This is a genomic window from Pantoea sp. Pa-EAmG (genome assembly GCF_030024295.1).
Classification (GTDB): Bacteria; Pseudomonadota; Gammaproteobacteria; order Enterobacterales; family Enterobacteriaceae; genus Pantoea; species Pantoea dispersa.
Genome location: NZ_JASEWO010000003.1, coordinates 1 through 26305 on the forward strand (window position 1 = coordinate 1; position 26305 = coordinate 26305).

General features: G+C 59.5%; 24 protein-coding genes. 11 read left to right on the plus strand and 13 right to left on the minus strand.

Annotated elements, in window-relative coordinates:
- Window positions 1–158: 158 nt before the first annotated feature.
- Window positions 159–587, minus strand: a complete 429-nt coding sequence (locus QMM04_RS00745; RefSeq protein ID WP_282995459.1) for an NUDIX domain-containing protein — start codon at window positions 585–587, stop codon at window positions 159–161.
- Between the two features lie 322 nt (window positions 588–909).
- Between QMM04_RS00745 and QMM04_RS00750 the strand changes: the two genes are divergently transcribed.
- On the plus strand, window positions 910–1665 hold the full coding sequence (locus QMM04_RS00750) for an SDR family NAD(P)-dependent oxidoreductase (RefSeq protein WP_282995460.1): 756 nt from the start codon (window positions 910–912) through the stop codon (window positions 1663–1665).
- A gap of 40 nt (window positions 1666–1705) precedes the next feature.
- Here the strand turns inward: QMM04_RS00750 and QMM04_RS00755 are convergent, their stop codons facing one another.
- Window positions 1706–2539 carry a LysR family transcriptional regulator gene (locus tag QMM04_RS00755; protein WP_282995461.1) on the minus strand — a complete coding sequence of 278 codons (834 nt, stop codon included), beginning with the start codon at window positions 2537–2539 and terminating at the stop codon, window positions 1706–1708.
- 109 nt (window positions 2540–2648) lie between these two features.
- Here QMM04_RS00755 and QMM04_RS00760 point away from each other — a divergent pair, with 109 nt between their 5' ends.
- The gene (locus QMM04_RS00760; RefSeq protein WP_282995462.1) at window positions 2649–3383 is read left to right on the plus strand and encodes an SDR family oxidoreductase; all 735 of its coding nucleotides are present in this window, start codon (window positions 2649–2651) and stop codon (window positions 3381–3383) included.
- 3 nt (window positions 3384–3386) lie between these two features.
- Here the strand turns inward: QMM04_RS00760 and yeiL are convergent, their stop codons facing one another.
- The gene (gene yeiL / locus QMM04_RS00765) at window positions 3387–4079 is read right to left on the minus strand and encodes a transcriptional regulator YeiL (RefSeq protein WP_132462948.1); all 693 of its coding nucleotides are present in this window, start codon (window positions 4077–4079) and stop codon (window positions 3387–3389) included.
- A 136-nt stretch (window positions 4080–4215) separates the two neighbouring features.
- Between yeiL and rihB the strand changes: the two genes are divergently transcribed.
- Both rihB and QMM04_RS00775 read left to right on the plus strand, forming a co-directional pair.
- Window positions 4216–5148: a ribosylpyrimidine nucleosidase gene (gene rihB / locus QMM04_RS00770; protein ID WP_058769797.1), complete on the plus strand. Its 933-nt coding sequence runs from the start codon at window positions 4216–4218 to the stop codon at window positions 5146–5148.
- An 83-nt stretch (window positions 5149–5231) separates the two neighbouring features.
- Window positions 5232–6482, plus strand: a complete 1251-nt coding sequence (locus QMM04_RS00775; protein WP_058774759.1) for a NupC/NupG family nucleoside CNT transporter — start codon at window positions 5232–5234, stop codon at window positions 6480–6482.
- A 15-nt stretch (window positions 6483–6497) separates the two neighbouring features.
- Here the strand turns inward: QMM04_RS00775 and QMM04_RS00780 are convergent, their stop codons facing one another.
- The 5 genes from QMM04_RS00780 to QMM04_RS00800 all read right to left on the minus strand — a co-directional run bounded on the left by QMM04_RS00780 (window position 6498) and on the right by QMM04_RS00800 (window position 11778).
- Entirely contained in the window at window positions 6498–7361 is an 864-nt protein-coding gene (locus QMM04_RS00780; RefSeq protein WP_021506045.1) for a DeoR/GlpR family DNA-binding transcription regulator, read from the minus strand.
- A gap of 128 nt (window positions 7362–7489) precedes the next feature.
- The gene (locus QMM04_RS00785) at window positions 7490–8437 is read right to left on the minus strand and encodes a D-ribose ABC transporter substrate-binding protein (RefSeq protein ID WP_058758551.1); all 948 of its coding nucleotides are present in this window, start codon (window positions 8435–8437) and stop codon (window positions 7490–7492) included.
- Window positions 8438–8511: 74 nt separating this feature from the next.
- Window positions 8512–9567, minus strand: a complete 1056-nt coding sequence (locus tag QMM04_RS00790; RefSeq protein ID WP_058758647.1) for an ABC transporter permease — start codon at window positions 9565–9567, stop codon at window positions 8512–8514.
- Between the two features lie 22 nt (window positions 9568–9589).
- Window positions 9590–11128 (minus strand): sugar ABC transporter ATP-binding protein, encoded by a 1539-nt coding sequence (locus QMM04_RS00795; protein WP_282995464.1) that lies wholly within the window; start codon window positions 11126–11128, stop codon window positions 9590–9592.
- Window positions 11125–11778: a DUF2291 domain-containing protein gene (locus QMM04_RS00800; RefSeq protein WP_282995465.1), complete on the minus strand. Its 654-nt coding sequence runs from the start codon at window positions 11776–11778 to the stop codon at window positions 11125–11127. Before QMM04_RS00800 ends, QMM04_RS00795 begins: the two co-directional genes overlap by 4 nt.
- 432 nt (window positions 11779–12210) lie before the next feature.
- Between QMM04_RS00800 and QMM04_RS00805 the strand changes: the two genes are divergently transcribed.
- The 4 genes from QMM04_RS00805 (at window position 12211) to QMM04_RS00820 (ending at window position 17265) form a co-directional block, all read left to right on the plus strand.
- Window positions 12211–13767 (plus strand): FGGY-family carbohydrate kinase, encoded by a 1557-nt coding sequence (locus QMM04_RS00805; RefSeq protein WP_282995466.1) that lies wholly within the window; start codon window positions 12211–12213, stop codon window positions 13765–13767.
- Between the two features lie 3 nt (window positions 13768–13770).
- Window positions 13771–15300 carry a glycerol-3-phosphate dehydrogenase gene (locus QMM04_RS00810; RefSeq protein WP_282995467.1) on the plus strand — a complete coding sequence of 510 codons (1530 nt, stop codon included), beginning with the start codon at window positions 13771–13773 and terminating at the stop codon, window positions 15298–15300.
- Window positions 15301–15310: 10 nt separating this feature from the next.
- Window positions 15311–16246 (plus strand): TIM barrel protein, encoded by a 936-nt coding sequence (locus QMM04_RS00815; protein ID WP_058780570.1) that lies wholly within the window; start codon window positions 15311–15313, stop codon window positions 16244–16246.
- Window positions 16247–16308: 62 nt separating this feature from the next.
- Window positions 16309–17265: a sugar-binding transcriptional regulator gene (locus QMM04_RS00820; RefSeq protein ID WP_058780571.1), complete on the plus strand. Its 957-nt coding sequence runs from the start codon at window positions 16309–16311 to the stop codon at window positions 17263–17265.
- Window positions 17266–17296: 31 nt separating this feature from the next.
- Here the strand turns inward: QMM04_RS00820 and QMM04_RS00825 are convergent, their stop codons facing one another.
- The 5 genes from QMM04_RS00825 to ampC all read right to left on the minus strand — a co-directional run bounded on the left by QMM04_RS00825 (window position 17297) and on the right by ampC (window position 21958).
- The gene (locus QMM04_RS00825) at window positions 17297–17992 is read right to left on the minus strand and encodes a class I SAM-dependent methyltransferase (protein ID WP_236569483.1); all 696 of its coding nucleotides are present in this window, start codon (window positions 17990–17992) and stop codon (window positions 17297–17299) included.
- Window positions 17993–18102: 110 nt separating this feature from the next.
- Window positions 18103–18843, minus strand: a complete 741-nt coding sequence (locus tag QMM04_RS00830; RefSeq protein ID WP_058769793.1) for a DNA-binding transcriptional regulator YciT — start codon at window positions 18841–18843, stop codon at window positions 18103–18105.
- Window positions 18844–18884: 41 nt separating this feature from the next.
- Window positions 18885–20147 carry a DUF1479 domain-containing protein gene (locus QMM04_RS00835; protein WP_058769792.1) on the minus strand — a complete coding sequence of 421 codons (1263 nt, stop codon included), beginning with the start codon at window positions 20145–20147 and terminating at the stop codon, window positions 18885–18887.
- A gap of 234 nt (window positions 20148–20381) precedes the next feature.
- Complete coding sequence (locus QMM04_RS00840) at window positions 20382–20831, minus strand: GNAT family N-acetyltransferase (RefSeq protein WP_021506057.1); 450 nt, start codon at window positions 20829–20831, stop codon at window positions 20382–20384.
- Entirely contained in the window at window positions 20828–21958 is a 1131-nt protein-coding gene (ampC, locus tag QMM04_RS00845) for a class C beta-lactamase (RefSeq protein WP_282995468.1), read from the minus strand. Before ampC ends, QMM04_RS00840 begins: the two co-directional genes overlap by 4 nt.
- A 184-nt stretch (window positions 21959–22142) precedes the next feature.
- Here ampC and QMM04_RS00850 point away from each other — a divergent pair, with 184 nt between their 5' ends.
- From QMM04_RS00850 to QMM04_RS00860, 3 genes are read left to right on the plus strand one after another with little or no spacing between them, the layout of a single operon-like run.
- Window positions 22143–23897, plus strand: a complete 1755-nt coding sequence (locus QMM04_RS00850) for a glycerol-3-phosphate dehydrogenase/oxidase (RefSeq protein WP_282995469.1) — start codon at window positions 22143–22145, stop codon at window positions 23895–23897.
- Entirely contained in the window at window positions 23881–24720 is an 840-nt protein-coding gene (locus QMM04_RS00855) for an aldolase (protein WP_215480308.1), read from the plus strand. Before QMM04_RS00850 ends, QMM04_RS00855 begins: the two co-directional genes overlap by 17 nt.
- Window positions 24721–24778: 58 nt before the next feature.
- A complete protein-coding gene (locus tag QMM04_RS00860) occupies window positions 24779–26266 on the plus strand; it encodes an FGGY-family carbohydrate kinase (protein ID WP_282995470.1) in 1488 nt (495 codons plus the stop codon).
- The last annotated feature ends 39 nt before the right edge of the window (window positions 26267–26305 follow it).

The following is a 26305-nucleotide window of genomic DNA, read 5'->3' on the forward strand; positions in this document are numbered from 1 at the left end:
TCAACCCAGAGTCCATGCTTCAAACTTTGCTTTCCTAAGCTTGTGTCGGCTCCACTGAACATACTCTGATCACCTGCAATAAGATTCCATTTGAAAGCGGCAATGATAGATTCATACGCTCAACGCTATGACACGTCGCGTAATTAATCCGGCAATGTTCAGAGATCAGCAATATTTATTGGATAAACGACGTCGCGAGTGTTTCGCAGCTCAGTAAGATCCCACCAGTGATAACTATCAATGACTGACTTTTCATTTTCAGTCCAACCACTGGTACAGATATCTTCATCTCCAACTTTAATTAAATAAAATCGTTCATTTGCCAAAACCACCTCACCGCTGGGAAGCGTCATTTCAAAACTGCGCTCAGTTAACGGCTGCCCCACATCATCGACATAAAAGCCTGTTTCTTCTCTGAGCTCTCTGATAGCTGCCTGTTCAAAAGTCTCTCCCGGTTCAACGCCTCCACCGGGTGTAGCCCAGTATTCTCTGCCTGACAGGGCATTATTTTTATGCTTAAACCAGAATAATAAAACCTGATTAAGGGGATTTATAATAAGCAAACGAGCCGAATCGCGGGTGCGCACTTTATAATTCCTTTATGATTTTTAATACAAATCAGCATAACTGATCATGGTCAGAAAACGAAACGCCACAGTCTGCAGGAACAGGACGACAGGATAGACATCCCTCCCCGGCTCGCTATATAGTAAGCGCGCATCTCACTTCTGACTTGCCGTAGGCGTTACCGTCATCCAACGCGCCCTGAACCGGAATGGGCCTCTGCGCAGAGGAAAACCGGAACAGCGCCACGGCATCGTTCACGCTTTCTACGCATCCTGTTTCACGGGATCGCTAGCAGTGCATCACTGCACGTGGCCTTTCATTCTCTGACTGACAAGGCACACTATGAAACTGACCAACAACACCCTGCTCATCACCGGCGCAACCAGCGGTATTGGCCGCCGCATGGCCGAGGTTTTTCACGATCGCGGTAACCGCGTCATTATCACCGGCAGACGTCAGGCGCTGCTCGATGAGATCACCGCCCAGCGCCCGGCCATTACCGGCTTTGCTCTGGACGTTAATGACACCACCGCCCTCGCCCGCTGTTCTGCGGCGATTCACGCGCAGTTCCCGCATATCAACGTGCTGATCGCCAACGCCGGTATCTCGCAGCCGGAAACGGTGACGACAGACGAATGGACCAGTGATATTGCTGAGCAAATCGTGATGACCAACATCCTCGGTGTGATTCGCGTCACCGCCGCGTTTTTGCCGCTGCTGCGCCGTCAGCCGCAGGCCACGCTGATGGCAACCAGTTCCGCGCTGGCCTTCATGCCGCTGGCCAGTTTTCCCACCTACTGCGCCAGCAAAGCCTTTCTGCATTCCTGGCTGGTTTCGCTGCGTCATCAGCTGCGTAATACCCCGGTTGAGGTGCTGGAAATGCTGCCGCCATATCTACAGACGGCGCTGACCGGTGATCACCAGCTCAGCGATCCCCGTGCCATGCCGCTGGAAGACTATATCGCGCAGATTCTGCAGATGCTGGAAAATGGCCCGGTCGCGCGCGGCGAACTGCTGCTGGAGCGTGACCATGCGCGGCGCTGGGCCGAACGCGACGGCAATTTTGACGCCATATTTGACATGATGAACCCGCGCTAATCCGCTTTGATCCGGTGCGCCCTGCAGCGCACCGGATCTATCACGAAGTACGCAAAGGCGCGCCGTGGCTGAAGTGCGCCAGCAGCCGTTCTACCGCCGGATTGGCCTGCGCCTGAACCGCATAGCAAATGCCGACACGCCGCATCAGCGGCTGACCGGGTAAAGCGCGCCAGGCCAGGCGATGCCGCGCGGCAACCAGCGGCGCCGGCGCAATGGTGACGCCAAAGCCGGCTTCCGCCAGATCCAGCGCCAGCGCGTAGCTGCCGGCGTTGGCCGCGGCCGCACCCGCACCGTAAAACGGCAGCAGCCGCTGATGCGACTCATCAGTCGGCACCATCACCCACGGCAGCGGATGTAACTGTTCATGGGTCAGCGTTTCCAGCTGACTTAGCGCGTGACTGGCGGGATACGCCAGCACGTAGTGCTCTTCAAATAGCGGCATAAACAGCTCATCTTCGCAGCGCAGGCTTTCACACGCCAGCCGGATATCGCCCACGCAGCCGGGCTCGACGCTAAGCAGCACCGTGGGAAAATGTTGCCGGATGGCCGTCAGCAGTTGCGCCAGCTGGGCGGGGGCGACATCCCCTTCAACGCCAATCTTCAGCGGCAGGCAATCCGACGGCTGCCGAAAGCGTGTCACCAGCGCCTGCATATCGCTGAGCATCTTGCGCGCCTGCGGATACAGGACGCGAGCGTCCTCCGTGACCTCCACGCCGCGCGGCCTGCGGATAAAAAGCGTGGTGGCCAGCTCCTCTTCCAGCAGTTTGATCGTGGCCGAGAGCGCGGGCTGCGTCAGATTGAGTAACTGTGCGGCGCGCGTGATGTTGCGCTCCTCAAACACGCAGATAAAAGCTTTTAGCTGTCGCTTATCCATAGAAAATCATTATATCGGCGAAAGAAATAAACCATTTTTCACCAATTTCTGCGCGATTTAAAGTGCACACCTCAGCTTCGCCATTAATTTTATCTATGAGGAAGTCATTATGACGCAGAATGTTAAACCTTTAATCGTCATCACCGGTGCCAGCTCCGGTATCGGTCTTGCCACGGCAAAGCTGCTTTCGGCGCGTGGACATGCCCTGCTGCTGCTGGCTCGCCGTATCGATCGTATGACGGCACTGAACCTGCCCAATACCCTGTGCCGCGCGGTTGATGTGACCGATCGCCACGCATTGACCACCGCAGTGCAGGATGCTGAGCAGCAGTTTGGCCCGGTCGATGCGCTGATTAACAATGCGGGCGTGATGCTGCTCGGCGCGATTGAACAACAGGATGCCGGCGAATGGGATAAGATGTTCGACGTCAACGTGAAAGGCCTGCTCAATGGCGTGCAGGCGGTCACCGCAGGCATGATTGACCGTAAAAGGGGCACGATCATTAACATCAGCTCAGTGGCCGGACGGAAGACGTTTCCTAATCATGCAGTGTATGTTGGCACTAAATTCGCTGTGCATGGCATGTCAGAGAACCTGCGCGAAGAGCTGTCGCCGCACAATGTACGCGTGATCGTCATCGCACCCGGCGCTGTTGAAACTGAACTGTTGAGCCACACCACCAGCGAAGCAATTAAGGACAGTTATCACGCGTGGAAAGCCGAAATGGGCGGCAAGGTGCTCAGCGCAGACGATGTGGCCAGCGCCATCGATTACGCCTATTCGCAGCCGCAGTCGGTCTGCGTGCGGGAAATCGTGCTGGCGGCCACCCGCCAGGGCGCATAAACCTCAGTGACCCGGCAGCGCTGCGCCGGGTTCCATCTCTTCGGCTAAGGCCGTCAGCGCCGCGCGGTTACCGATCGCATAACCCCCCTGCTGCTTACGCAGCACCCCTTCTGCGCTGAACTGCGCAAACACATACAGCAGGTGGCGATAAGTCACGCCAAGGTACTCCGCTACCTGCGTATGCTTTTCTTTATATACACCATCATGCTGGGTCAGCAGGATAAAGGCCGCCAGCCGGTTAACCAGCGGAAACGCCTGATTGCGTGTTGAGGTGACAATATTGCGGAAATTCTTTTTCACCAGGCCAAGGCAGGCGTGGCGCAGGAACTGTGCATCATTTAACAATAGCGTGCGGCAGGTTTTCACCGGCAGCGCCAGGCACCAGCAGGCTTCAATCGCTTGTACCGCGCGTGAAGCATGCGTTTCATCCAGCACTTCAATCTCGCCAATAAAACAGGGCGCATTAAAGAAATCCACCAGCGAAATACGGCCATTGGCCAGCGTGACATACAGTTTGGTGCGACCGCGCGCCAGATAAAACATATACGACGGCAGAGCCCCCTCACGCACAATATAGTCCCCGGCAAGAATATGAAATAAATGTGTGTGCGGGATCACATCGGCTGAAAATTTATCGCAATAGCCGGACGCCATTATTAACTGTTGCTTCAGCGCGTCATTATTTATTTCTTTCATCATTCGATGTCCACTATGAGATTTCTCATACGCTGGCGTGTCACGCCGCTGCTAAGGTGAAGGCCTCTACCCTACCGCACCGGAAAATTTCTGCAATGAAATTAAGGTGATAAATAAAGAGGCTGAGGAGTAAACCATGACAGCACGTAAAATTATTCTGGACTGTGATCCCGGTCATGATGATGCCATCGCCATCATGCTGGCCGCGAAACATCCTTCGATTGAACTGCTCGGTATCAGTATCGTGGCAGGCAATCAAATTCTGGACAAAACGCTGGTCAACGGCCTGAACGTTTGCCAGATGCTGAATATTGACACGCCAGTTTATGCCGGCATGCCGCAGCCGATTATGCGCCAGCAGATCGTCGCCGATAATATTCACGGCGAAACCGGTCTTGACGGCCCGGTGTTCGGCCCGCTGACGCGTAAGGCGGAAACAAAGCACGCGGTGAACTTTATTATCGATACGCTGATGAACAGCGACGGGGATATCACGCTGGTGCCGGTCGGCCCGCTCACTAATATTGCAGTAGCGATGCGCATGCAGCCGAAAATCATTCCTAAAATCCGTGAAATTGTGCTGATGGGCGGCGCTTACGGCACCGGTAATTTTACCCCGTCGGCGGAGTTTAATATTTTTGCCGACCCGGAAGCCGCGCGCGTGGTATTTACCGCCGGCGCCCCGCTGGTGATGATGGGCCTCGACTTAACGCACCAGACGGTGTGCACGCCGGACATCATTACCCGCATGGAAAAGGCTGGCGGCCCTGCCGGCAAGCTGTTCAGCGATATGATGAATTTTACGCTGAAAACCCAGCACGACAATTACGGTCTGGCGGGTGGTCCGGTGCACGATGCGACCTGCGTCGCCTATCTAATCAATCCGGATGCCTTCAACGTTCAGCCGATGTTTGTCGAAATCGATGTCAACAGCGGTCCCTGCTATGGCCGCACGGTGTGTGATGCGCTGGGCGTGCTGGGGAAACCGGCAAACACCAAAGTGGGCATCACGCTGGATACCGCATGGTTCTGGGATTTAGTCGAAGACTGCGTGCGCAGGTACCGCTAATCATTTAACCCCACAATATGGGCAGAAAGTGGTCGCCCATACCGCTATGCAACCTCACCAGGCTGACATCAGGAAATATCATGATGGATATAATGAGAAGTGTTCTGGGTATGGTGGTATTACTGGCGATCGCGTTTCTGCTGTCAGTAAATAAAAAGCACATCAGTCTGCGCACCACCGGTGCCGCGTTACTGATTCAGATTGCCCTCGGCGGCGCGATCCTCTATTTGCCGCCGGGCAAATGGCTGGCGGAAAAAGTCGCCAGCGGCGTGCATCAGGCGCTGGCTTACAGTGATGCGGGCAGCGCGTTTCTGTTTGGCGCGCTGGCCGGACCGCAAATGGACAAGGTGTTTAACGGCGCCGGCTTTGTATTCGCTTTTCACGTTCTGCCGGCCATCATCTTTATCACCGCGCTGGTTAGCGTGCTCTACTATATTGGCGTGATGGGCGCCATCATTCGGCTGCTGGGCGGCATCTTTCAGCGCGCGCTCAACATCAGTAAGATCGAATCCTTCGTGGCGGTCACCACCATTTTCCTCGGGCAGAATGAGATCCCGGCCATCGTCAAACCCTTCGTCAACCGTCTCAATCGCAACGAACTGTTCACCGCCATCTGCAGCGGCATGGCTTCAATAGCCGGTTCCACTATGCTCGGCTATGCCGGGCTGGGGGTACCGATTGAATATCTGCTGGCCGCCTCGCTGATGGCCATTCCTGGCGGCATTCTGTTCGCCCGGCTGCTCAGTCCGGCAACGGAAGCATCGCAGGTGACTTTTACCAACCTGTCGTTTAGCGACACGCCGGCACGCAGCCTGATTGAAGCCGCCGCCAGCGGAGCGATTACCGGGATGAAAATAGCCGCCGGTCTGGCGACGGTGGTGATGGCGTTTGTCGGTATCATCGCGATGCTCAACGGCATACTTGGCGGCATCGGCGGCTGGTTTGGTCACGGCGACATCAGCCTGCAGGGAATACTCGGCTTCGCGCTGGCCCCGCTGGCGTGGCTGATGGGCGTGGCGTGGCACGATGCGGCGCTGGCGGGCAGTCTGATAGGTCAGAAACTGGTGGTGAACGAGTTTGTTGCCTACATCAGCTTTTCACCTTATCTGCATCAGACGGGCGCGCTCGACGGCAAAACCATCGCCATCGTCTCGTTCGCCCTGTGCGGCTTTGCTAACTTTGGTTCGATTGGCGTGGTGGTCGGCGCCTTTTCTGCCGTCGCACCAGAGCGCACCCCGGAAATCGCGCGGCTGGGCCTGCGCGCGCTGATCGCCGCAACGCTCTCCAATCTGATGAGCGCCACCATCGCCGGCTTCTTCATCGGCCTTGGCTAAGGCGCAAACCGGGCATTACGCCTCTGTGCGTCCCTGCCCGGTTTTCATCGGTGCCACCACCACATTCACCCCCAGCTCCTGCAGGCGACGTAGCACCGGCACCGGCGTGCCCTGATTGACGATCACCACATCAAACTCGCTCAGGTGGGCAAAGCGATGCAGCGCGCGCCGCTCAAACTTGGTGTTATCCATCATCAGGATGCGCTTCTGCGCCGCCTCGAACATCGCGCGCTTAGTCTCCACCGTCTCGGCCGACTGATGAAACACCGCATCATCGATAATCGCCGACATGCTGACAAAAAACACATCGGCGCGCAGGCTGGCGATTTCGTCACGCGTCATGCGCCCCATAAAGGCGTTACACCAGTGATGAAACTGGCCGCCGAGCCCCATCAAAGTGATATCGCGTCCGTTACGTAATTCATTCATTAACGTCAGCGAGTTGGTGATCACCGTGAGCGGCGCTTTGGCCGGCAGCAGCCGCGCCATCTGCAGCACGGTGGTGGAATCATCAAGAAACAGCGCCTGGCCGGGTTCAAGGTAGCCAGCGGCCACTTCGGCAATCGCCTGTTTCTCTTCCAGCTGGCGCGTGGCACGATAGAGATCGCTGGATTCCACCAGGCTGGTTGGTGTGGCAGAGACCACGCCGCGTGATTTATGCAGCAGCCCGCGCTCAACCATCTCATCAATATCGCGATGGGCGGTCATCAGGCTGATCCCGAAGCGCTCAGTAATATCTTCGATACGCACCGCGCCTTCGGCCATCACGGCTTCGGCTATGAGCTGGCGTCGTGCCAGCTGACGCGCCTGACGGCTGTCGCCCGGTAAGGTTTCATTCAGGAAGTGACCAGCGGAGGTCTCTTGCGGGTTATGCGCCATGTTTCGTCCGGAAAGTGAAGCGGAAATGCAGTTTCGGCTTTGATTACAGCGCGTAAACGTTTCTTTTGCAAATCAGGCGCGCAGCAGGCAACCGATGACGGCCAGAATGCCGCCATCGGTAATCTGACTTACTGCTTCAGGACAAACGGCGAAACGAAATCACCGGCGTTGTCTTTGGTGATCAGGATACAGTCAAACAGCTGCTTCTCCTGTGCTACCCCGGTTTTGCCGGTTTTGAGGAAGGTGTCCGCCTGCTCTACCGCCTTCTGCGCAAACTGCGCTACCGGCTGCATCACGGTATAGGCCAGCGTACCGGCTTTAACCGCGTCGACCGCATCCGGTGAACCGTCAAACCCACCCACTTTCACCTGACTGAGTTTGCCGGCTTCCTTCAGGGCGGCGATAGCACCCAGCGCCATCTCATCGTTACCGCTGATCACCCCTTTGATGTTCGGATTAGCCTGCAGCAGCGACTGCATTTTGTTAAAGCCCTGGGTGCGATCCCAGTTCGCCACTTCCTGGCCGACTTTCTTCAGCGTCGGGTACTGAGACAGCACGGTATCGAAACCGTTGGCGCGCGTGGCGGCGTTGTTATCCGACGGCGGTCCCACCAGCTCGACATAGCTGGCGCTGTCACCCACCTGCTTCACCCACTCCATCGCGCCTACTGCCGCGCCCTGCGCGTTATTCGACACCAGCTGCGCTTTAGCCAGCCCGCTCTGGTTCAGTTCGGCATTGATCACGAACACCGGAATATTGGCGGCGATGGCTTTCTTTACCGAGCCAATCGAGCCGTCGGCGTTAGCCGGATCGAGAATGATCGCCTTCGATTTATTGGTGATCGCCGTATCAATCAGCTGGCTTTCGGTGTTGGTATCCCCTTTGTGCGCGCTGACTTTGGCACTGTAGCCCAGCTTCTCCGCCGCCTTCTGCGCGACCTGGCCCTCAGTCAGCCAGTAAGGGTTGGAGGGATCGTTGACGATGATGGTCATCAGGCCGTTGTTGGCCCAGCTGGGTAAGGCAAAGGTGGAGATGGCCATCGCGGCGGCGGCGATAAACAGACGTTTAGTGAACATAGGTGCTCCGTTATTATTAGGGTACAGGTTTGTTTTACGGTTACTCGCGCGCCAGCCTGCCAGCGCGCACAGGGTTAGCGACCGCGCCGGCCGTATTGCAGGGTGTTGAGCAATACCGCCAGTACAATCACGGCGCCAGTGAAAACCGTCTGCCAGTAGGCAGAAACGCCGATAATCACCAAGCCATCAGAGAGAAAGCCAATCACGAACGCGCCGAGCAGCGTGCCGCGCACGTTACCGCGTCCTCCGGTCAGCGCCGCACCGCCAATCACCACCGCAGCAATGGCGGTCAGCTCGTAGGTGGTGCCCGCGGTCGGACCGGCGGAGGTCAGCTGCGAAGAGAGCACCAGCCCGGCCATCGCCGCACAGATACCCGACAGCACGTAGACGCTGATTTTGATGCGTTTCACCGGCACGCCGGAGAGATCGGCGGCGCGCTCGTTACCGCCTGAGGCATACAGCCAGCGGCCAAACGCCGAGCGACTCAGCAGGAAACCGCAGGCCAGCGCCACTGCGCCGAGCACCAGCACGCCGACCGGGATGTTGAACAGGCGGTTAAAACCGAGCCAGTCGAAACCTGTATTGCCCAGCGCTTCGCTGCCGGAGAGTTTGTTGTAGGTCAGACCGTTGGTGATCAGCAGCGCGATACCGCGCGCCACATACATGGTGCCGAGCGTGGCGACAAACGCCGGGACGCGAAAAATCGCAATCAGCACGCCGTTGACCAGCCCTACCAGTGCACCCAGCACCAGCGTCAGAATTGCCACTGCCCACACCGGCAGATAGAGCACCACGCCCAGCGCTTCAAGGTTGATGCCCTGCATCATAAAGCCGGCCATCACCCCAGCCAGTCCCAGCGTCGAGCCGACTGACAAATCAATCCCGCCGTTGAGGATCACCAGCAGCATGCCGATCGCCGGCAAACCGAAGATGGCCACATGCGATGCCATGGTGAGGAAGTTCGCGCCGGTAAAGTAGTTGGGCGATAGCAGGGAGAAAGTGGCGATAATCACCAGCAGCGCGATAAAGGCACGCCCTTCCAGCAGCAGCCGCGCCAGGTTGAGGCGCTTGCCGCTGGCCGGTTTCGCCACCCGCGGTGCGCTATCCAGCGTTTGGGTTCTGTCAGTCATACCGTTTGCTCCGTTTTTCATGTCATGCCACCAGAGACTCGCCCGAAGCGGCCATAATGCGTTCTTTACTCACGCTGGCGTCGAAGATGGCCGAGATGCGCCCTTTGCTCATCACCACGATGCGGTGCGCGATACTCAGGCACTCGCCCACTTCCGAGGTGGTGTAAACCACCGCCAGCCCTTTGCTGGCATTCTCCGCCAGCAGACGAAACACTTCGGCTTTGGCACCGATATCGATGCCGCGGCTCGGTTCATCCAGCAGAATCACTTTGGGTCGGGTGGCGAGCATTTTGCCGATCACCACTTTTTGCTGATTACCGCCAGAAAGGGAACCGATGGCCGCCTCACCGCCGGCAGTCTTGACCGTCACGTTACGGATGCTGTCATCAATCAGCAGTTTCTCCCGTCGCGTTGACAGCACCAGCCCGCGCACAAACTCGCTGATGCTGGCCAGCGACAGGTTTTCGCCCACCGTCATGGTCTGCACCAGCCCGTCGCGCTGACGATCCTCCGGGACCAGCGCCAGTCCCATTTTGATGCGCTGCGACAGCGACAGCGCGGAGATCTCGGTATCCTGCAGCAGGATGTGCCCGCTGCTCTGCTTCAGCCGTCCGGCGAGACACTCCAGCAGCTCGGTGCGCCCCGCGCCCATCAGGCCATAAATGCAGACAATCTCGCCGGCCTGCACCGTCAGCGACAGCTGATCCACCAGCCGGATGCCGGTTTTGCTTTTCACGGTTAACGCCTGCACCGTCAGCGCGTCACCGCCGAAGGCATAGCCGCCGGGCGGTGAACCGAGGTCGAAGTGCTCTCCCACCATGTTGCGCACGATCCACTCGAGGTCGATCTCGTCGCGCCGGGCGTAGGCGGTCATCACGCCGTCACGCAGCACCACTGCGCGATCGGTGATCTCCAGAGCTTCCTCCAGATGGTGTGAGATATACACAATCGCCACGCCCTGACTGGTCAGATCGCGGATGACCTGGAACAGCACCGCCACTTCCGCCGCGCTGAGCGCCGAGGTCGGTTCATCCATGATCAGGATTTGTGAATTCACCGACAGCGCGCGGGCGATCTCCACAATCTGCTGCTGCCCGAGACGCAGGTTCTCCACCGGCGTCAGCGGATCAATCTCCTCCTCCAGCGCCGCCATCAGATGGCGGGTCAGCCGCGCCTCTTCGGCGTAATCCACCCCGCCGGGCCGCATGATTTCGCGCCCCATAAAAATGTTGTCGCGCACGTTCATGTTGGGCGCGAGATTCAGCTCCTGATGAATAATCGAGATACCACAGTCGCGCGCCTCGGTGGCCGAACGGAACACCTTTGCTTCGCCGTTTAACAGAATTTCCCCGGATGTTGGCGTAATCACGCCAGAAAGAATTTTCATCAGCGTCGATTTACCGGCGCCGTTTTCACCAAACAGCGTGGTAACTTCGCCGCGGCGGATTTCAAAATTGACGCCTTTCAGCGCATGGGTGGAGCCATACACTTTGCTGACGTTGCGCGCCTGCAGAATCACTTCTCCTTTCAGCAGCGCCGGGTTGACATTGAACGGTTTCATTGCACCTCCACGCGCACCGGCGTAATCAGCCAGTTGGTCGGGCTGAGCAGACGGAACACGCCAACCACCTGCACGGTTTTGCCCGGCAGCGCGTCGCGGTCCAGTTTCTCCAGCACCGCCGCTTTCATGGCGCGGTTAATCGCCGCCCCGGCGTTCTGGTATTCGATCTGATTAGTAAAATCACCAAACTGAATTTTGCCGCTGGCATCACGCAGATCGGTGCCGGTGATCGCCGGGCCGGTTTGCAACCTCAACTGCGTGCCCGCTGGCAGACCGGCGACCTGTAACGGGAAGACACCCATTTGCCCCGGCTGCACCACGCCCTGCAGTTTGACCGGCAGCACCGGCAGCGGCGAGCCGACACCGTATCTGGCCACCGCCTGCTGCCGATCGCTGTTCAGTGCGGCCGCCAGCGTGGCGGCATCCAGCGCGCGCGCTTCGACATCCTGCTGGATACCGGGAAAGGTTTTCTGCCCGTAGCTGTCTGCGGAGAAGCCCTGCTGACGCGCGTCGTCCGCCGAACCGATGCGCACTACTTTGGTATCCAGCGCCATGGCGGCTACCAGCGCCACGATCACCACGCCGCTGAGTATGTAGCGCCGCCGACGTTTGCGTGCCAGCTGCTGCGTTAAGATTGAGACCTCGGACATAACGTGACCTCTCAGGATGCACAGCGACGATATTCATCGCCGCGCAATGTTATAAATGTGATAACTTGTGTGATGAGAATTGTGCTGTTGTGACTAAATTGTCAACAGGTGGCGCGCAATTTTTCGCACAGCGCGATCTGGATCGCTTATTTGCCCACAATCACCCTTAATTCTTTTAAAAACCCCTTTAATACAATCATTAAAAACCTTTCACAGTGTTCAGGCGCATCCGCAATTCCCACTGATTTTGTGATCGGATTCGCCATCCGGAGTGAAATTTATTCTTTTTTGAGAAAAATAATACATCAGATATGTTATCTCCATGAGAAGTGGTGTAAGACAGTATTTAGCAAAATCATCACAGCTCATTAACAAGGCTGCGGATAAACCAAACAGGGGTTCCCGCACCGGGAGCAGCGAACGGAGGTGTATGTGGAGAGTGGCGATATCATTCTGGGTCTGGATTCCGGCACCTCGGTGGTTAAAGCGGTGGCGTTTGATCTGGAAGGTAACCAGCTGGCGTGCGCGTCGGCGCGCAATCGCTATTACCGCAGCGCAGGCGGTGCCGCCCAGCAGTCAATGACGCAAACCTGGCAGGATGCGGTCAGTGCGATTCACAAGCTCGGCGATCGGGTGGAGAATCTGGCGGCGCGCGTGGTGGCCGTAGCGGTGACCGCCCAGGGCGACGGCAGCTGGCTGGTCGGTGCTGATAATCAGCCGGTGGACGATGCGTGGATCTGGCTGGATGCCCGCGCCGCCGCCACGGTGGAAAAACTCAATCAGGAGCCGCTGGCCGCCGCACGCTTTCAGGCCACCGGTACCGGTCTTAACACCTGCCAGCAGGGTGCGCAGCTGGCGCACATGGACCAGCACTATCCCGAACTGCTGGCGCGCGCCGAAGTGGCATTGCACTGTAAGGACTGGCTCTATCTCAATCTGACCGGTGTGCGCGCCACCGATCCGTCTGAAGCCAGCTTTACCTTTGGCAACTATCGCCACCAGCGCTACGACGATACGGTGATTGACGCGCTGGGGCTTAACCACCGGCGCCACCTGCTGCCGGAGATTATCGACGGTACGCAAATCACCCATGGCCTCACCGCTGACGCCGCCCGGCAAACCGGCCTGCTGGCTGGCACGCCGGTGTGTCTCGGCTATGTCGATATGGCGATGACCGCACTCGGTGCGGGGGTGCACACCGGTGAAGCCAATACCGCCTGTTCGATTGTCGGCTCAACCGGCGTGCATCTGCGCAGCGTCACTATTGACGAGGTATGGCTCAACCCGGCGCAAACCGGCTACGTGATCCCGCTGCCGTGGCCAGGTTATGTCACTCAGGTGCAAACCAACATGGCTTCCACGCTCAATCTCGACTGGCTGCTGAACGTGGCCAGCGATCTGCTGAGCAGCTTTGGCTGTGAAACCGATCATGCGCGGCTGGTGCAGCAGATCGATCGCTGGCTCAACGACGCGCAGCCGGGCACCCTGCTGTTCCATCCTTACATTTCGCTGGCCGGTGAACGCGGACCGTTCGTCAACGCCGACGCGCGCGCCAGTTTCACCGGCCTCAACTACCAGCACAACTTTGGCGACCTGGTGCGCGGCGTGATTGAAGGCATCGGCATGGCAGCTCGCGACTGTTATCAGGCGATGGGCGCCACGCTGCCGGGAGAAATTCGCCTTACCGGCGGTGCGGTGCGATCGCAGCCGCTCAGGCAGATTCTTGCCGCCTGCATCGGCGCGCCGGTGCGCATCAGCCAGCGCGAGGAAGCCGGCGCAGCGGGAGCGGCCATGATGGCGGCGGTGGCGATTGGCGCGTATCCGGACATGGCGCAGTGCGTTGAACGCTGGGTGCGCCCGCTGCTGGACGACGCCGAAGCGCCGTCGCCTGCGCTGATGCAGCGCTACCAGCAGCTGTTCCCCCAGTATCAGCAGATCCGCCGCGATCTTCCTGCCGCCTGGCAGGCATTAAACAGTTTTAAGGAGTAACGCATGAGTGACAACACGTTGGATCTGTTTGTGATCGGCGGTGGCATTAACGGTGCCGGTATCGCGCGCGATGCCGCCGGGCGCGGGCTGTCGGTGATGATGTGTGAAAAAGACGATCTTGCCGCAGGCACCTCCTCACGCTCCGGTAAACTGGTGCACGGCGGCCTGCGCTATCTGGAGTACTACGAATTCCGCCTGGTGCGCGAGGCGCTGATTGAACGCGAGGTGCTGCTGAACGCGGCGCCGCACATCATTTGGCCGATGCGCTTTGTGCTGCCGCACAGCCCGTCCGATCGTCCGGCGTGGCTGGTGCGGCTGGGGCTGTTTCTGTATGACCACCTCGGCGGACGCAAAAAACTGCCGGGCACGCGCGTGCTCGATCTGACGCGCGATCCTGAGGGCGCGCCGCTGCTGGACAGCTATCAGAAAGGCTTTGAGTACTCCGATTGCTGGGTGGACGATGCCCGGCTGGTGACGCTCAATGCGCTGGATGCCGCCGAGCGCGGCGCCACCATTCTGCCGCGCACCCGCTGCGTGGCAGCGCAGCGTCTGCCGGGCAAATGGCAGATTACCCTGCAGGATCAGGCCAGCGGCGCGCAGCGCACCGTGTTCGCCCGCGCGCTGGTGAATGCCGCCGGGCCGTGGGTGCTGGATATCGTCAATCAGGTTAGCCATACGCAAAGCCAGCGCAGCGTGCGGCTGGTGAAAGGCTCGCACCTCATCGTGCCAAAATTCTGGGAGGGCCAGCAGGCCTATCTGGTGCAAAACACCGACAAGCGGGTGATTTTTATCAATCCCTATGAGGGTGATAAAGCGTTAATCGGCACCACCGACATTCCCTGGCAGGGCAAAGCGGAAGATGTCAGTGCGGATGATAGCGAGCAGCAGTACCTGATCGACGTGGTGAATCGCTACTTCAAGGTTAAGCTGCGCGCCAGCGATGTGATTACCCGCTTCTCCGGCGTACGGCCGCTGTTTGACGACGGCAAAGGTAATCCCTCGGCGGTAACGCGGGATTATGTATTCGACCTGGATAATCAACAGGATGCGCCGCTGCTGCACGTGTTCGGCGGCAAAATTACCACGTTCCGCAAGCTGGCCGAGCATGCGCTGCAACAGCTGGCGCCGTTTTTCCCCAACATGGGCGCGGACTGGACGCGCAGCGCCACGCTGCCGGGCGGCGAGATCGCCCATGCCGATTTTGACAGCTTCCTGGAGGAGATCAAAACGCGCTGGCCGTGGCTGCCGCAGCCGCTGCGCAAGCACTATGCGCGACTGTACGGTGCGCGTATGAGCACGCTGCTGGGCACCGCCAGTTCGCTGAGCGATCTCGGTGAGCATTTTGGCGGCCAGCTGTACGAGGCCGAGGTACGTTATCTGGTGCAGTACGAATGGGCGCAGCAGCCGGAAGACATTCTCTGGCGTCGCACCAAACATCAGCTGCACCTCAGCGCTGCACAGCGCACCGCGTTCAGCCAGTGGTTCGAACAGACTTTCCACCCTGCCGCGCCGCTGCGCGCCCACGCTGGCTGAGAGGTGCCGCATGCCATTAACGCTTTCGCTGAATACCAATCCGCTGGTGAACCGCTTCGCCGATCCCGGCGATTTAATTCACACCGTGGCGCAGCAGATCCGCATCCGCGATCTGCAGCTGACGCATGAATTTATCAATCCCGGCTGGCCCGCTGCCACCCTCACCCACATGACGCGCCGCATGCAGCAGGCGCTGCGTGCCACCGGCGTGCGCGTCACCTCCGGCATGACCGGGCCGTATGGCCGCCTCAACCATTTTGGTCATCCGGATGCGGCGGTACGTCGCTACTACATTGACTGGTTCAAGACCTTTGCCGACATCACCGCGGAACTGGGCGGCGTCGCGGTGGGCTCGCAGTTTGCCATCTTCACCCAGCGGGATTTTAACGATGCAGCGCGGCGTGAAGCGCTGATTGCCATCGCCATTGACTGCTGGGCGGAAGTGGCGGAACACGCCAAAGCGGCCGGTCTGCGTTACCTGTTCTGGGAACCGATGAGCGTCGGACGCGAATTTGGCGAAACCATTCCCGCCTGTATGGCGCTGCAACAGCGGCTGAGCGCGGCACAGTTTGCCCTGCCGATGTGGATGATGGCGGATATCGATCATGGCGATGTCACCTCTGACGATCCGCGTGACTACGATCCTTACGCGTGGGCTGAAGCGGTGCCGCGCGTTTCGCCCATCATCCATATAAAGCAGAGCATGATGGATAAAGGCGGGCACAGGCCCTTTACATTGCAGTACAATGCCGGCGGTCGCATTCAGCCGCAGCCGCTGCTCGAGGCGCTGGCGCGCGGCGGCGCGCAGGATAACGAGATTTGCCTCGAGCTAAGCTTCAAAGAGCGCGAACCCACCGACAGCAATGTGGTGGCGGAGATTGCCGAAAGCGTGGCGTTCTGGGCCGACCATATTGATACCGGGGTGCAGGATTTGCATCTCGCGTGAGCATGCCGTGCTGAGGGCTTTCGTCAGCTCGCAGCACCCCTCAACCAGACAGGGACAACCCGATGAAATCCGCACCGACTTCCGCTGAACGCGATGACTCTCTGGCCCTGCGGGCGGCCTGGCTGCACTATGTTGGCGGCCTGACGCAGGCTGAAGTGGCCAAACGGCTCGGCCTGCCGTCGGTGAAAACCCATCGGCTGATTGCGCGCATGGTGGCCGAAGGCGCGGTGAAAGTCACCATCGACGGCGCGATTGTCGCCTGCGTGACGCTGGAAGAGCAGTTGCGCAGCCGCTACGGCCTGAACTTTTGTCAGGTGGCACCCGATCTCGGTGAAGAAGGCCTGCCGGTGCGCGCGCTGGGCATGGCCGGTGCCGACTATTTGCGTAATCTGCTGGCCTCCACGCCGGCGATCACGCTGGGTCTCGGCCACGGCCGGACGCTGTCGGCAGCAATTCACCAGCTGGCACGTATCGACGCGCCGCACCTGCGCTTTGTCTCCCTGCTCGGCTGTCTGACGCGCAACTACGCGCTCAATCCGCATGACGTGATGCATCGCATCGCCGAAAAAACCGGTGCGCAGGCCTACATGATGCCGGTACCGTTTTTTGCCAACACCGAAGAGGATCGCGATGTGCTGCTGGCGCAGCGTGGCGTCAGCGAAGTGTTTAGCATGGCCGCGCACAGTGAAGTGAAGCTGGTGGGCATTGGCACCGTGGAACCGGCCGCCCAACTGGTGGAAGCCGGGATGATCGATGCAGCCGAGATCCGCGCCCTGTCGGAAGCCGGCGCGGTGGGCGAACTGCTGGGGCACTTTTTTGCTGCCGACGGGCAGATGATTCACAACTCGCTGACGGCACGCACGCTGTCGGTACCGCTGGATCTGGCGCAGCGCGCAGAGATCGTGGCGCTGACCGGCGGACCGAGTAAAGTGGCGGCGATCCGCGCGGTGCTGGCCAGCGGACTCGTCACCGGTTTGATCACCGACGAGCTGACGGCGCAGGCGCTGCTATCTTATTGAATCGTCAGCTCACTCAACCTTATTAAGCGGTTTAGCGCTTGCGCGCCGTCCAGCCATGTATCAGCAGCGACTGAAAGAAGCGCTGCGGCGGCGTGAACCCGGCCTGCGCCATCAGCGCTTCGGTCTGGGCAGCAGGCAGTAACAGCAGCCGCTGCGTCAGCATCTGCTTCATCTCATCCAGATTTTGCGCCCTGCCGCTGGCGCTCTCATGCATGGTTTTCCAGAACAGCAGTTGTTCATCAAAGCCGGTATCCTGCACATCGCCGACAATTTCTGCCGTCACTAAGCGTCCGCCCGGTTTGAGCTGCTGCTGCATCTGCTGATAAATACCCGCCCGCTGCGGATGCTGGATAAAATGCGTCACCAGCAGGCAAAGCACCACATCGTAATCGGCGGTAACCGGCACGTCGTTAAGGTAGCCCTGATGCAGCTGGCAGCGCGCCCGTATCCCGGCGGCGGTGAGTTTTTCTGTGCAGACCGCCAGCATGTCCGGTGAGGGATCGACACCGGTAAACTGCCATTCCGGGTGCTGCTGCGCCAGCCGGATAATTTCGCTGCCGGTCCCGACGCCCACACACAGCACCCGCGCCTGCGGCGGCGCGTTGTCCAGCACCAGTGAAATCAGCAGATGCAGATTATCGGCGATTGGCTGATGTTTGCCGTTATACGCGTCGTACTGCCGCGCAAACTCTTCGTTGAAGATATCGTTGGTATTTTGCGTCATCATTGTCCCGATCGGTTGTCATCATGTAACTTTATTTATTACATGAATAGTGCGTCGATGCAATCAATGGCTGATAACGCTAAGCCTGAGGGAGAGATTGAACGCAATAAAGGTTAAACCAGACTGAGCTGCAGCGACTGCGCACGCAGCTGCTGCTGCCAGCCTGCGGCGAGTTCCGCGTCGGTGATCACCTGCTTAAACGGCTGTAGCGGCGCCAGCGCATAGGGATGAATCTGACCAAATTTGGAGGAGTCGGTGAGCGCGACGGTGTGCGTCGGTTTTTCCATGATGGCGTTCACCACATCGCAGCGCAGCATGTCGCGGCTGGTGAAACCGGTCGCCTCATCCCAGCCGTCAATGCCAATAAACGCCTTATGGAAGTTGAGGTGCTGAATGCACAGCCGCGTTAACGGCCCGACTACCGACTCACTGCTTTTCTGAAACAGCCCGCCGAGGATAATCACATCGCCGCCCTGCTCACGCAGCAGTCCGGCGATGTAATGGCTGACGGTGATGATGGTGATGTCCTGCCGATGGCTGAGCTCTCGCGCCAGCAGCGCATTGGTGCTGCCGCCTTCAATAAACACCGTTTCGCCGGGGTTAACCAGCCCGGCGGCGTACTCCGCCAGGCGTTTTTTCACCGCAAAGCGGGTTTGCATGCGCGCGCCTACGTCATCACTTTCCGGTGCCACGGCGGAACCGTGCACGCGGCGCAGAAAGCCGCCCTTCTCCAGCAGGTTCAAATCCTGACGCACCGTCACCTCCGAAACGCCGGTGGTTTGCGCCAGTTCATTGACGCTGACGCTGCCGCGCTCGCTGACCAGTTGAATAATGTGCTGATGACGTGCGTTCATAGAGCCTGCTGTAAAAAAGTTTTTGCCCAGCTTAGCAGAAATCACGCTAATCCCAGACTGCGCCGGCCGTTTTCATTCAGATCCTGCGGCGTAAAACGGCCGCGCCAGCTGGCTTCGTAATCCTCTTTGGGGAAATCGCCCGGCGAGACACCGGTCGCCAGCGCCTGCGCCACCTGCTGCGCATAGTCGGCGTTTTTATCGCACATCGGCGCGGCAGGAATGTACATCACGTTGCCCCAGCCCTGCTGATTTTCTACCGGTGCCACCGCATGAATCACATCGCAGTGCCACCACACCGAATCGCCCGCCTGCAGCGCCGGGATCGAACACAGGCCGGCAATTAATTCCGGATGCCAGCGCTCCGATACCGGCAGCACTTTGCCCGGCGCCACGCCGCACAGTTCCTCTTCCGGCACATCCTTCAGTAACGGACGCAGCAGCAGATAAGCCATGGCTTCCGGCACCGGCACCACGTGCAGCAGTCCCTGACCGGGCTGCATATCAGAGAGTGCGGTCCAGCCCTGGAAAGTGCGGAACACCGAACATTTGGTGGTGGTGCCAGACTGATACTCCTGCACGGCCGTGCGGTGCGCCGCATCCCACGGATCGTACTGATCGAACTGGTTAGAAAAGATCTTGCTGAACACCTGCTGATAGGCCGGCAACAGCCAGCGCTCCAGCGCGCCGGAATCGGTGTGCGCGCCCAGCCCTTTTGAGGTGGTACCCGGCAGCCGGCGCCGGATGCGATCCGGATAGATGATGCTCACGTCCGGATCAAACCAGCGCGTACCGGCGGATTCGAATTTCCACAGGCGATTGAGGAACGCCTGGGTTTGCGCCATGGCCTCGCTCTGGCGGGCTGACATCTGCGCATCGCTCCAGTAAATGGGGTAGATCTCCGGCCGCGAGGCGTCGAGGTTGCCAAAGAAGTTGTCGCCCGGCCCCTGATAGACACGGTCGAAATCATTGTCGTCGAGGTAGTTGAGCATGTCAGCATCCCACGCCAGCGCCTGCTCGCGGCTGAAGGTTTGCTTCACCACCACGCAGCCGCGGCGGCGGATATGATCTTTGGTCTGTTCGCTGATGCGACCGGCGGCCAGATCCGCGAAGCTGACCTGCGGCCACGCCGTTCCGTGCTGCTTCTCTTCGGCGCGCGCGGCCGCGATTTCACTGACAATCTTACTTCTGACCTGCTCAAACAGGCCTTCGACATCGCCAATCTGTGCTCTGAGCGCCTGCTTCATCAGGCGCACATGCTGTTTAAAATCGTCGGGTTGTTGTTCTGAGGTAAAAGTGGTGTTCATCTCGCACTCCGTCTGTTTACGCCTTAGTTTCATTCGAAACACATTACATATTCATTCATAACATCGAGCGAACAAAAAGACAGCACGCAGGCAAAAAATAGCGAGCATGATCACAGTTATTTATCTGAGGGATTTTCGTTTGAAAGGGTTCAGGGAGCGAAACGGTGGGATGAATAACGCAAGCGCGCCTTGATCAGGCACGCGAGGGCCACCCTCCATGGCAGCCCGGGAAAATTATGGCTGATCGAATAAATGACGGTACTGCACAAAGTCGGTTTGTTGCGCCAGCCGATCGTACAGCGCCCGCGCGTGGCTATTAGACGCCTGCGTCAGCCAGTAAACGCGCGAACAGCCGAGCTTCTCTGCCTGTTCATAGACCGCCAGAATCAGCGCCTTGCCGGCGCCCAGACCGCGCGCGGCCTCGCTGACGTAGAGGTCCTGCAAATAGCAGTAGTCGCCCTGAGTCCAGGTTGAGCGATGGGTAAGAAAATGCACCAGCCCGACCATCGCGCCGTCCTGCTCGGCCACCAGACAGTGCATGGGTTCCGCGCGGGACAGCAAGCGGCGGAAGCTCTCGCCGGTGGTGTTATCGTCAATGGTAGTCTGATAAAAGCGCTGATAGCCCTGCCACAGCGCCAGCCACGGCATAAAATCTTCTGCGCGCAGCGCTCTGATGGTGATCATTCGCCCTTCCCGATGTTGCTGATGATTTTTTCCGCAGCCACCACCCGATCGTCATTCGGGAACCACTTATTTGCCAGCATAATCAGCGCAACCCGCTGCGACGGAATAAAGACCGCATAGGTGGCGAATCCGTTAGTGGAGCCGGTTTTGTTATACCACGCCTGCTGCGGCGCAGCCTGCGGCGGCGTAATCAGCGTGGCTTTCATGCCCTTCATGATGCGCGCGCCGCTGTTGCCATCCACCAGCTGCTGCGTAGTCACCGGCAGCGGGTAATATTCCCACATCATCGCCTGAGTAAAAGCGGCCTCGGTGTGGTAATAGCCCTGATGCGTCGCGGCCACCGCCTGTTGCCATGCGGGCGCGACCGGCTGTTGCTGCAGCTGAATGGCCAGCCAGCGAATCAGATCGGCAGAGGTGGATTTCAGGCCATAGGATTCCGCATCCAGCGGGCCTGGCGTGACCCGCACCGGGCGATCCTGCTTGTTATAACCCTGGGCGTAGCGCCCCATCTGTGATGCAGGTACCTGCACATAGCTGTGCGTCATGCCCATCGCCGGCAGCAGCTGCTTTTCCATCGCGCTGATGAATGGCTGATGCAGACTCTTAGCCGCAATCATGCCGAGCATACCGATACCGAGGTTGGAATAAACCCGCACCGTGCCCGGCTGGGCCTCTGGCTGCCACTGTTTGTACCAGCGCATCAGCTCGCGGGTATTGGTTACGTCATCCGGTACGAACAGCGGCGTGCCGCTGGTGTGCGTCGCCAGATTCAGCAGCGAGACACGATCAAAAGCGCTGCCTTTCAGTTCCGGCAGCCACTGGCTGGCCGCGTCGCTGAAATTCAGTTTGTTCTGCTGCGCCGCATAGCTGGCTAAGGTGGCGGTAAACGTTTTACTCAGCGAACCGATTTCAAACAGCGTCTGCTCGTTGATCGGCTGTCCGCTCTCTTTCGATGCCACGCCATAGTTATAAAATTCGGTTTTGCCGTCGTGCAGAATCGCCACCGCCATACCGGGGATCTGATACTGCTGCATCAGCGGTTTGATGATGCTGTCTGGTGATGTCGTTGCCAGCGCACTGCCGCTGACCAGCAGCGCAAGTGCGCTTAATCGGGCCCATGAATACATGAAAATTCCTTTTCCTGCAGGTTAACCATGATGTCTGACCGGCAGTATATCGTTACCCCTGCCAGGCTTCCCGACAATTCTCATTGGTAGTGAACAAAATCACATCCTGTATGACCTGATTTGCCGTTTGCTGCGCCCGCTCCTATACCTTTGACAAGTAAGCGTTCATCGCAAGGAGCTGACAATGGAACAGGTTTTGACCCGCGAACAACGGCTTAGCCGCCTGCGCGCGCGCAGTTCGCTGCCGGTGCTGATCGTCGGCGGCGGCATCAACGGCATCAGTACTTTTCGTGAGCTGGCATTACAGGGCATTCCTGCGGTGCTGGTGGAGAAAGGTGACTGGTGCCAGGCGGCCAGCGGCGCGCTGTCGCGCATGATTCACGGCGGCTTGCGCTATCTGGAGACCGGCGAGTTTGGCCTGGTGAAGGAGTCGGTGATGGAGCGCGATCGCCTGCTGAAAAACGCCGCGCACTATGTGTTTCCGCTGCGTACCACCGTACCGATCGATAATCTCGGCGGTGGACTGGTTAACGCCACGCGACGTTTCCTGCGCCTGAGCGATAAGCCCACCCGGCGCGGCGCGCTGCTGATCAAAACCGGTCTGAGCCTGTACGACCTCTACACGCGACAGTATGGCGCTATGCCGCGCCACCAGCTGCGTAACGAAGCCGCCACGCGCGATCGCTGGCCTGGCTTCGCGCCCTGGGTGAAATACAGCGCCAGCTATTACGATGCGTGGATCAGCGCGCCGGAGCGACTCGGGTTTGAGCTGATTGAAGATGCGGAACGCGCCTGCCCGGAGGCGCTGGCGCTCAATTATCTGCGGGTGGTCAGCGCCAGCGACGAGACGGTGCTGCTGGAAGATACGCTGAGCGGTGAGCGCTTTAGCCTGCAGCCGCACGTGCTGGTGAATGCCGGCGGCGCGTGGATCGACCAGCTGAATCAGCAGCTGGCCGTGCATTCACCACCGACCAGACTGATAGGCGGCACCAAAGGGTCGCATCTGATCCTCGATCATCCCCAGCTGTTACAGATGCTGGACGGTGAAATGGTCTATTTCGAAAATCAGGAAGGCCGGGTGTGCATTATGTTTCCCTGGTTCGGCAAAGTGCTGGTGGGCTCCACCGATATCCGCGTTGATGACCCCGATAGCGTGGTGTGCGAAGCCGAAGAGCAGGCTTACATTCTTGAGTCGCTGCGCTTTGTATTTCCTGACATTGTGGTGCCAGCATCCGCAGTGGTTTACACCTTCTGCGGCGTGCGCCCGCTGCCGGCCAGCGAGGCCAAAGTGAATGGCCAGATTTCACGTAACCATTCGCTGGTGCTGCTGCCGCCTGACCACGCGCGCGCCTGGAGCACGCTATGTCTGGTCGGCGGTAAATGGACCACCTTCCGCCGCTTCGGGGAAGAGGCCGCCGACCGCGTGTTGCGCCTGCTGGGAGAAAAGCGTCGCGTCTCCAGCAGCGACCTGCCGATTGGCGGCGGCCGGGATTTTCCGGCGCCGTCCGCCCAGCCCGCCTGGCTCAGTGCGCTGGCGCAGCAATATGACATTCCGCTGGCGCGCGTGACGCAACTGGCGAAACGCTACGGCAGCCGGGCCCTGCCGCTGCTGCAGCAGATTCAGCAGCACGGCGAACAGCCGCTGCAGCATCATGCCGGTTACAGCGCCACCGAACTGCGCTATCTGATTGAGCATGAACAGGTGTGCCAGCTGGAAGATGTGCTGGTGCGCCGCACGTCGCTGGCTATCTGCGGTGAATTAACGCCGCCGCTCATGCAGGAAATTTCGCAGCTGCTGGCCGACTCGCTCGGCTGGCAGGACAGCCAGCGCGCTGAACATCTGCAGCACACCGCAATCAGCCTGGCGCAGCGCCATGGGCTGCACGCGCTCGCATCCGCGTTTTCACAGGAGGAAGTTCAGGATGTCACTCACCCCTAAAGTTCGCCTCAACCGGTTATTTCACCACGGCAAGTGCCTGGATGTGGCGATCGACCATGGCATCGCCAACGAGCCCGATTTTCTGCTGGGGCTGGAAGATATTGAAAGCGTGATGCGCAACCTGATTGCCGCACAGCCGGATGCGATCCAGGTCAATTATGGTCAGGCCGATCTGCTGCAGCGCGTTGCCGGGCGCAAACCGGCGCTGGTGATGCGCACCGACGTCGGCAATGCCTATAACGCAGCGCGCCATCGCGAGATGTGGGCGGTGTTGCACAATCCGGAGGCACCGATTCTTGCCGCGCTGCAGATGGATGCCGCCGCGGTGGTGGTCAATCTCTACCAGATCCCGGATGAACCGGGCATTTTTCGCATGTGCGTGGAGAACATTGGCCGCCTGCGCCAGGCCTGCGATCGCTATGCCATGCCGCTGATGGTGGAGCCGCTGGTGATGGCCCCCGCCGGCCAGGGCGCGGCGTACGGCTCGCTCGGTGACGTCAGACAAATCGTGCCGCTGGTGCGGCTGGCGCGGGAGCTGGGCGCCGACATCATTAAAGCCGACCCCACGGATAACACAGAGGATTTCCATCGTGTGGTGGAGGCGGCGCGCTGTCCGACGCTGGTGCGCGGCGGCGGTAAAGGGGAACTGGGCGCGGTGCTGGCGAAAAGCGCCGCGCTGATGGCGCAGGGTGCCAGCGGCATGGTGTATGGACGCAACGTTTATCAACATGATAATCCGTCACGCGTGGTCAGCGCGCTGATGGCGATTATTCATCAGGGTGTCAGCGGCGCGGATGCGCTGGACATCTACCAGCAGGGTTAAGCGTGACCTGCACCGGCGCTTAAGCGGTGCGCCGTCTTCGCCTGAAACGGAGTCGGATATGAGCCAGATTCTCGGCATCGATGCCGGAAACACCATGATCAAAGCGGTACTGTTTGACCTGAGCGGCCGCGTGCTGTCGGTAGCGGAGTGCGCCGGCGAAACGCATCAGCCGCAGGAAGGCTATGCTGAACGGCCAGTTGAAGATATCTGGCGCGGCGTCAGCAACGCGGTGAGTCGCTGCCTGCAGCAAGCCGGCACGCGTGGCAGCGAAGTGATTGCCGTCGGGGCCGCCGGTCACGGCAACGGGTTGTATGCGCTGGATCGTCAGCAGCGCCCACTGTTTGGCATCCAGTCGATTGATCATCGCGCCAGCGCCACGGTGCAGGCGCTGGAATCCAGCGGTGCGGCGCAGCAGATTTACGCGCTGTCATTACAAAAACCGTGGCCCGCCGCCACGCCGGTGCTGATCAGCTGGATACGTCAGCATCAGCCGGAACGCTGGGCGCAGATCGGCCATCTGCTGTGTGCCAAAGATGTCATCGCCCATTTTCTGTGCGGCAACGTCAGCGCGGACTATTCGGATGCCGCCGGTGCCGGGCTGATTGATTATCGCCAGCGCGGCTACAGTGGCGAATTGCTGGCGCTGTACGGCATCGAAGAGGCGCTCGCCCTGCTGCCACCGCTGCGTGAATCCTGCGAGGTTACCGGCGTGGTCTCGGCCCGCGCGGCACAGCTCACTGGTTTACCGGCCGGCATCCCGGTGGTAGCCGGCATGTTTGACGTGGTTGCCAGCGCGGTCGGCTCGGGCGTAGTGAACTGCGGTGAGGCCTCCATTGTCGCCGGTACCTGGAGCATCAATCAGGTGGTGGTCGACAAACCTGATTATTTGCGCCCGGTGTTTATGAATTCGATCATCGAACGCGATCGCTACATGGCGATCGAGGCCAGCGCCACTTCTGCCGCCAATCTTGACTGGTTCCTGCGTGAATTTGATGATGGCCGCGCTGGCCAGGGCGCGGCGCGCAGCAGCGACAGCGTGGCACAGGTCAGGCCTGACGCGCAGCTGCCGCTGTATCACCCTTACCTCTATTCGGGGCGGAAAGCCGAACCTGCCAGAGCCGGCTTTTACGGCCTCGGCGGCTGGCATACGCGCGCTGACATGCTGTTTGCCCTGTTCGAAGGCGTGACCTTTGCCCACCGGGCGCACATTGACCGACTGCGCGCGGCCGGCATTACGGTCAACCAGGCCACGCTCTCCGGCGGCGCGACGCGCAGCAGTGTCTGGCCGCAAATGTTTGCCGATGTGCTGGGGATGCCGATTCGCGTCGCAACCTGCCACGAAACCGGGGCGCTGGGCGCGGCCCTGTGTGCGGGCGTGGGCGTGGGTCAGTGGCCGAATCTGGCTGCCGCCGTGCAGCAGGCGGTCACCCTTGCGCCGGAGGCGCTGCAGCCCCGCGCGGCGCGCTTCGCGTTCCATGACACACGCTACCGGCTGTTTAAAAAACTTGAGCTGGCGATGAGCGACATCTGGCGCACCGCCAGTTAATGGCGGTGAGGCGTGAACAAACCATGACACCGGTGGGCA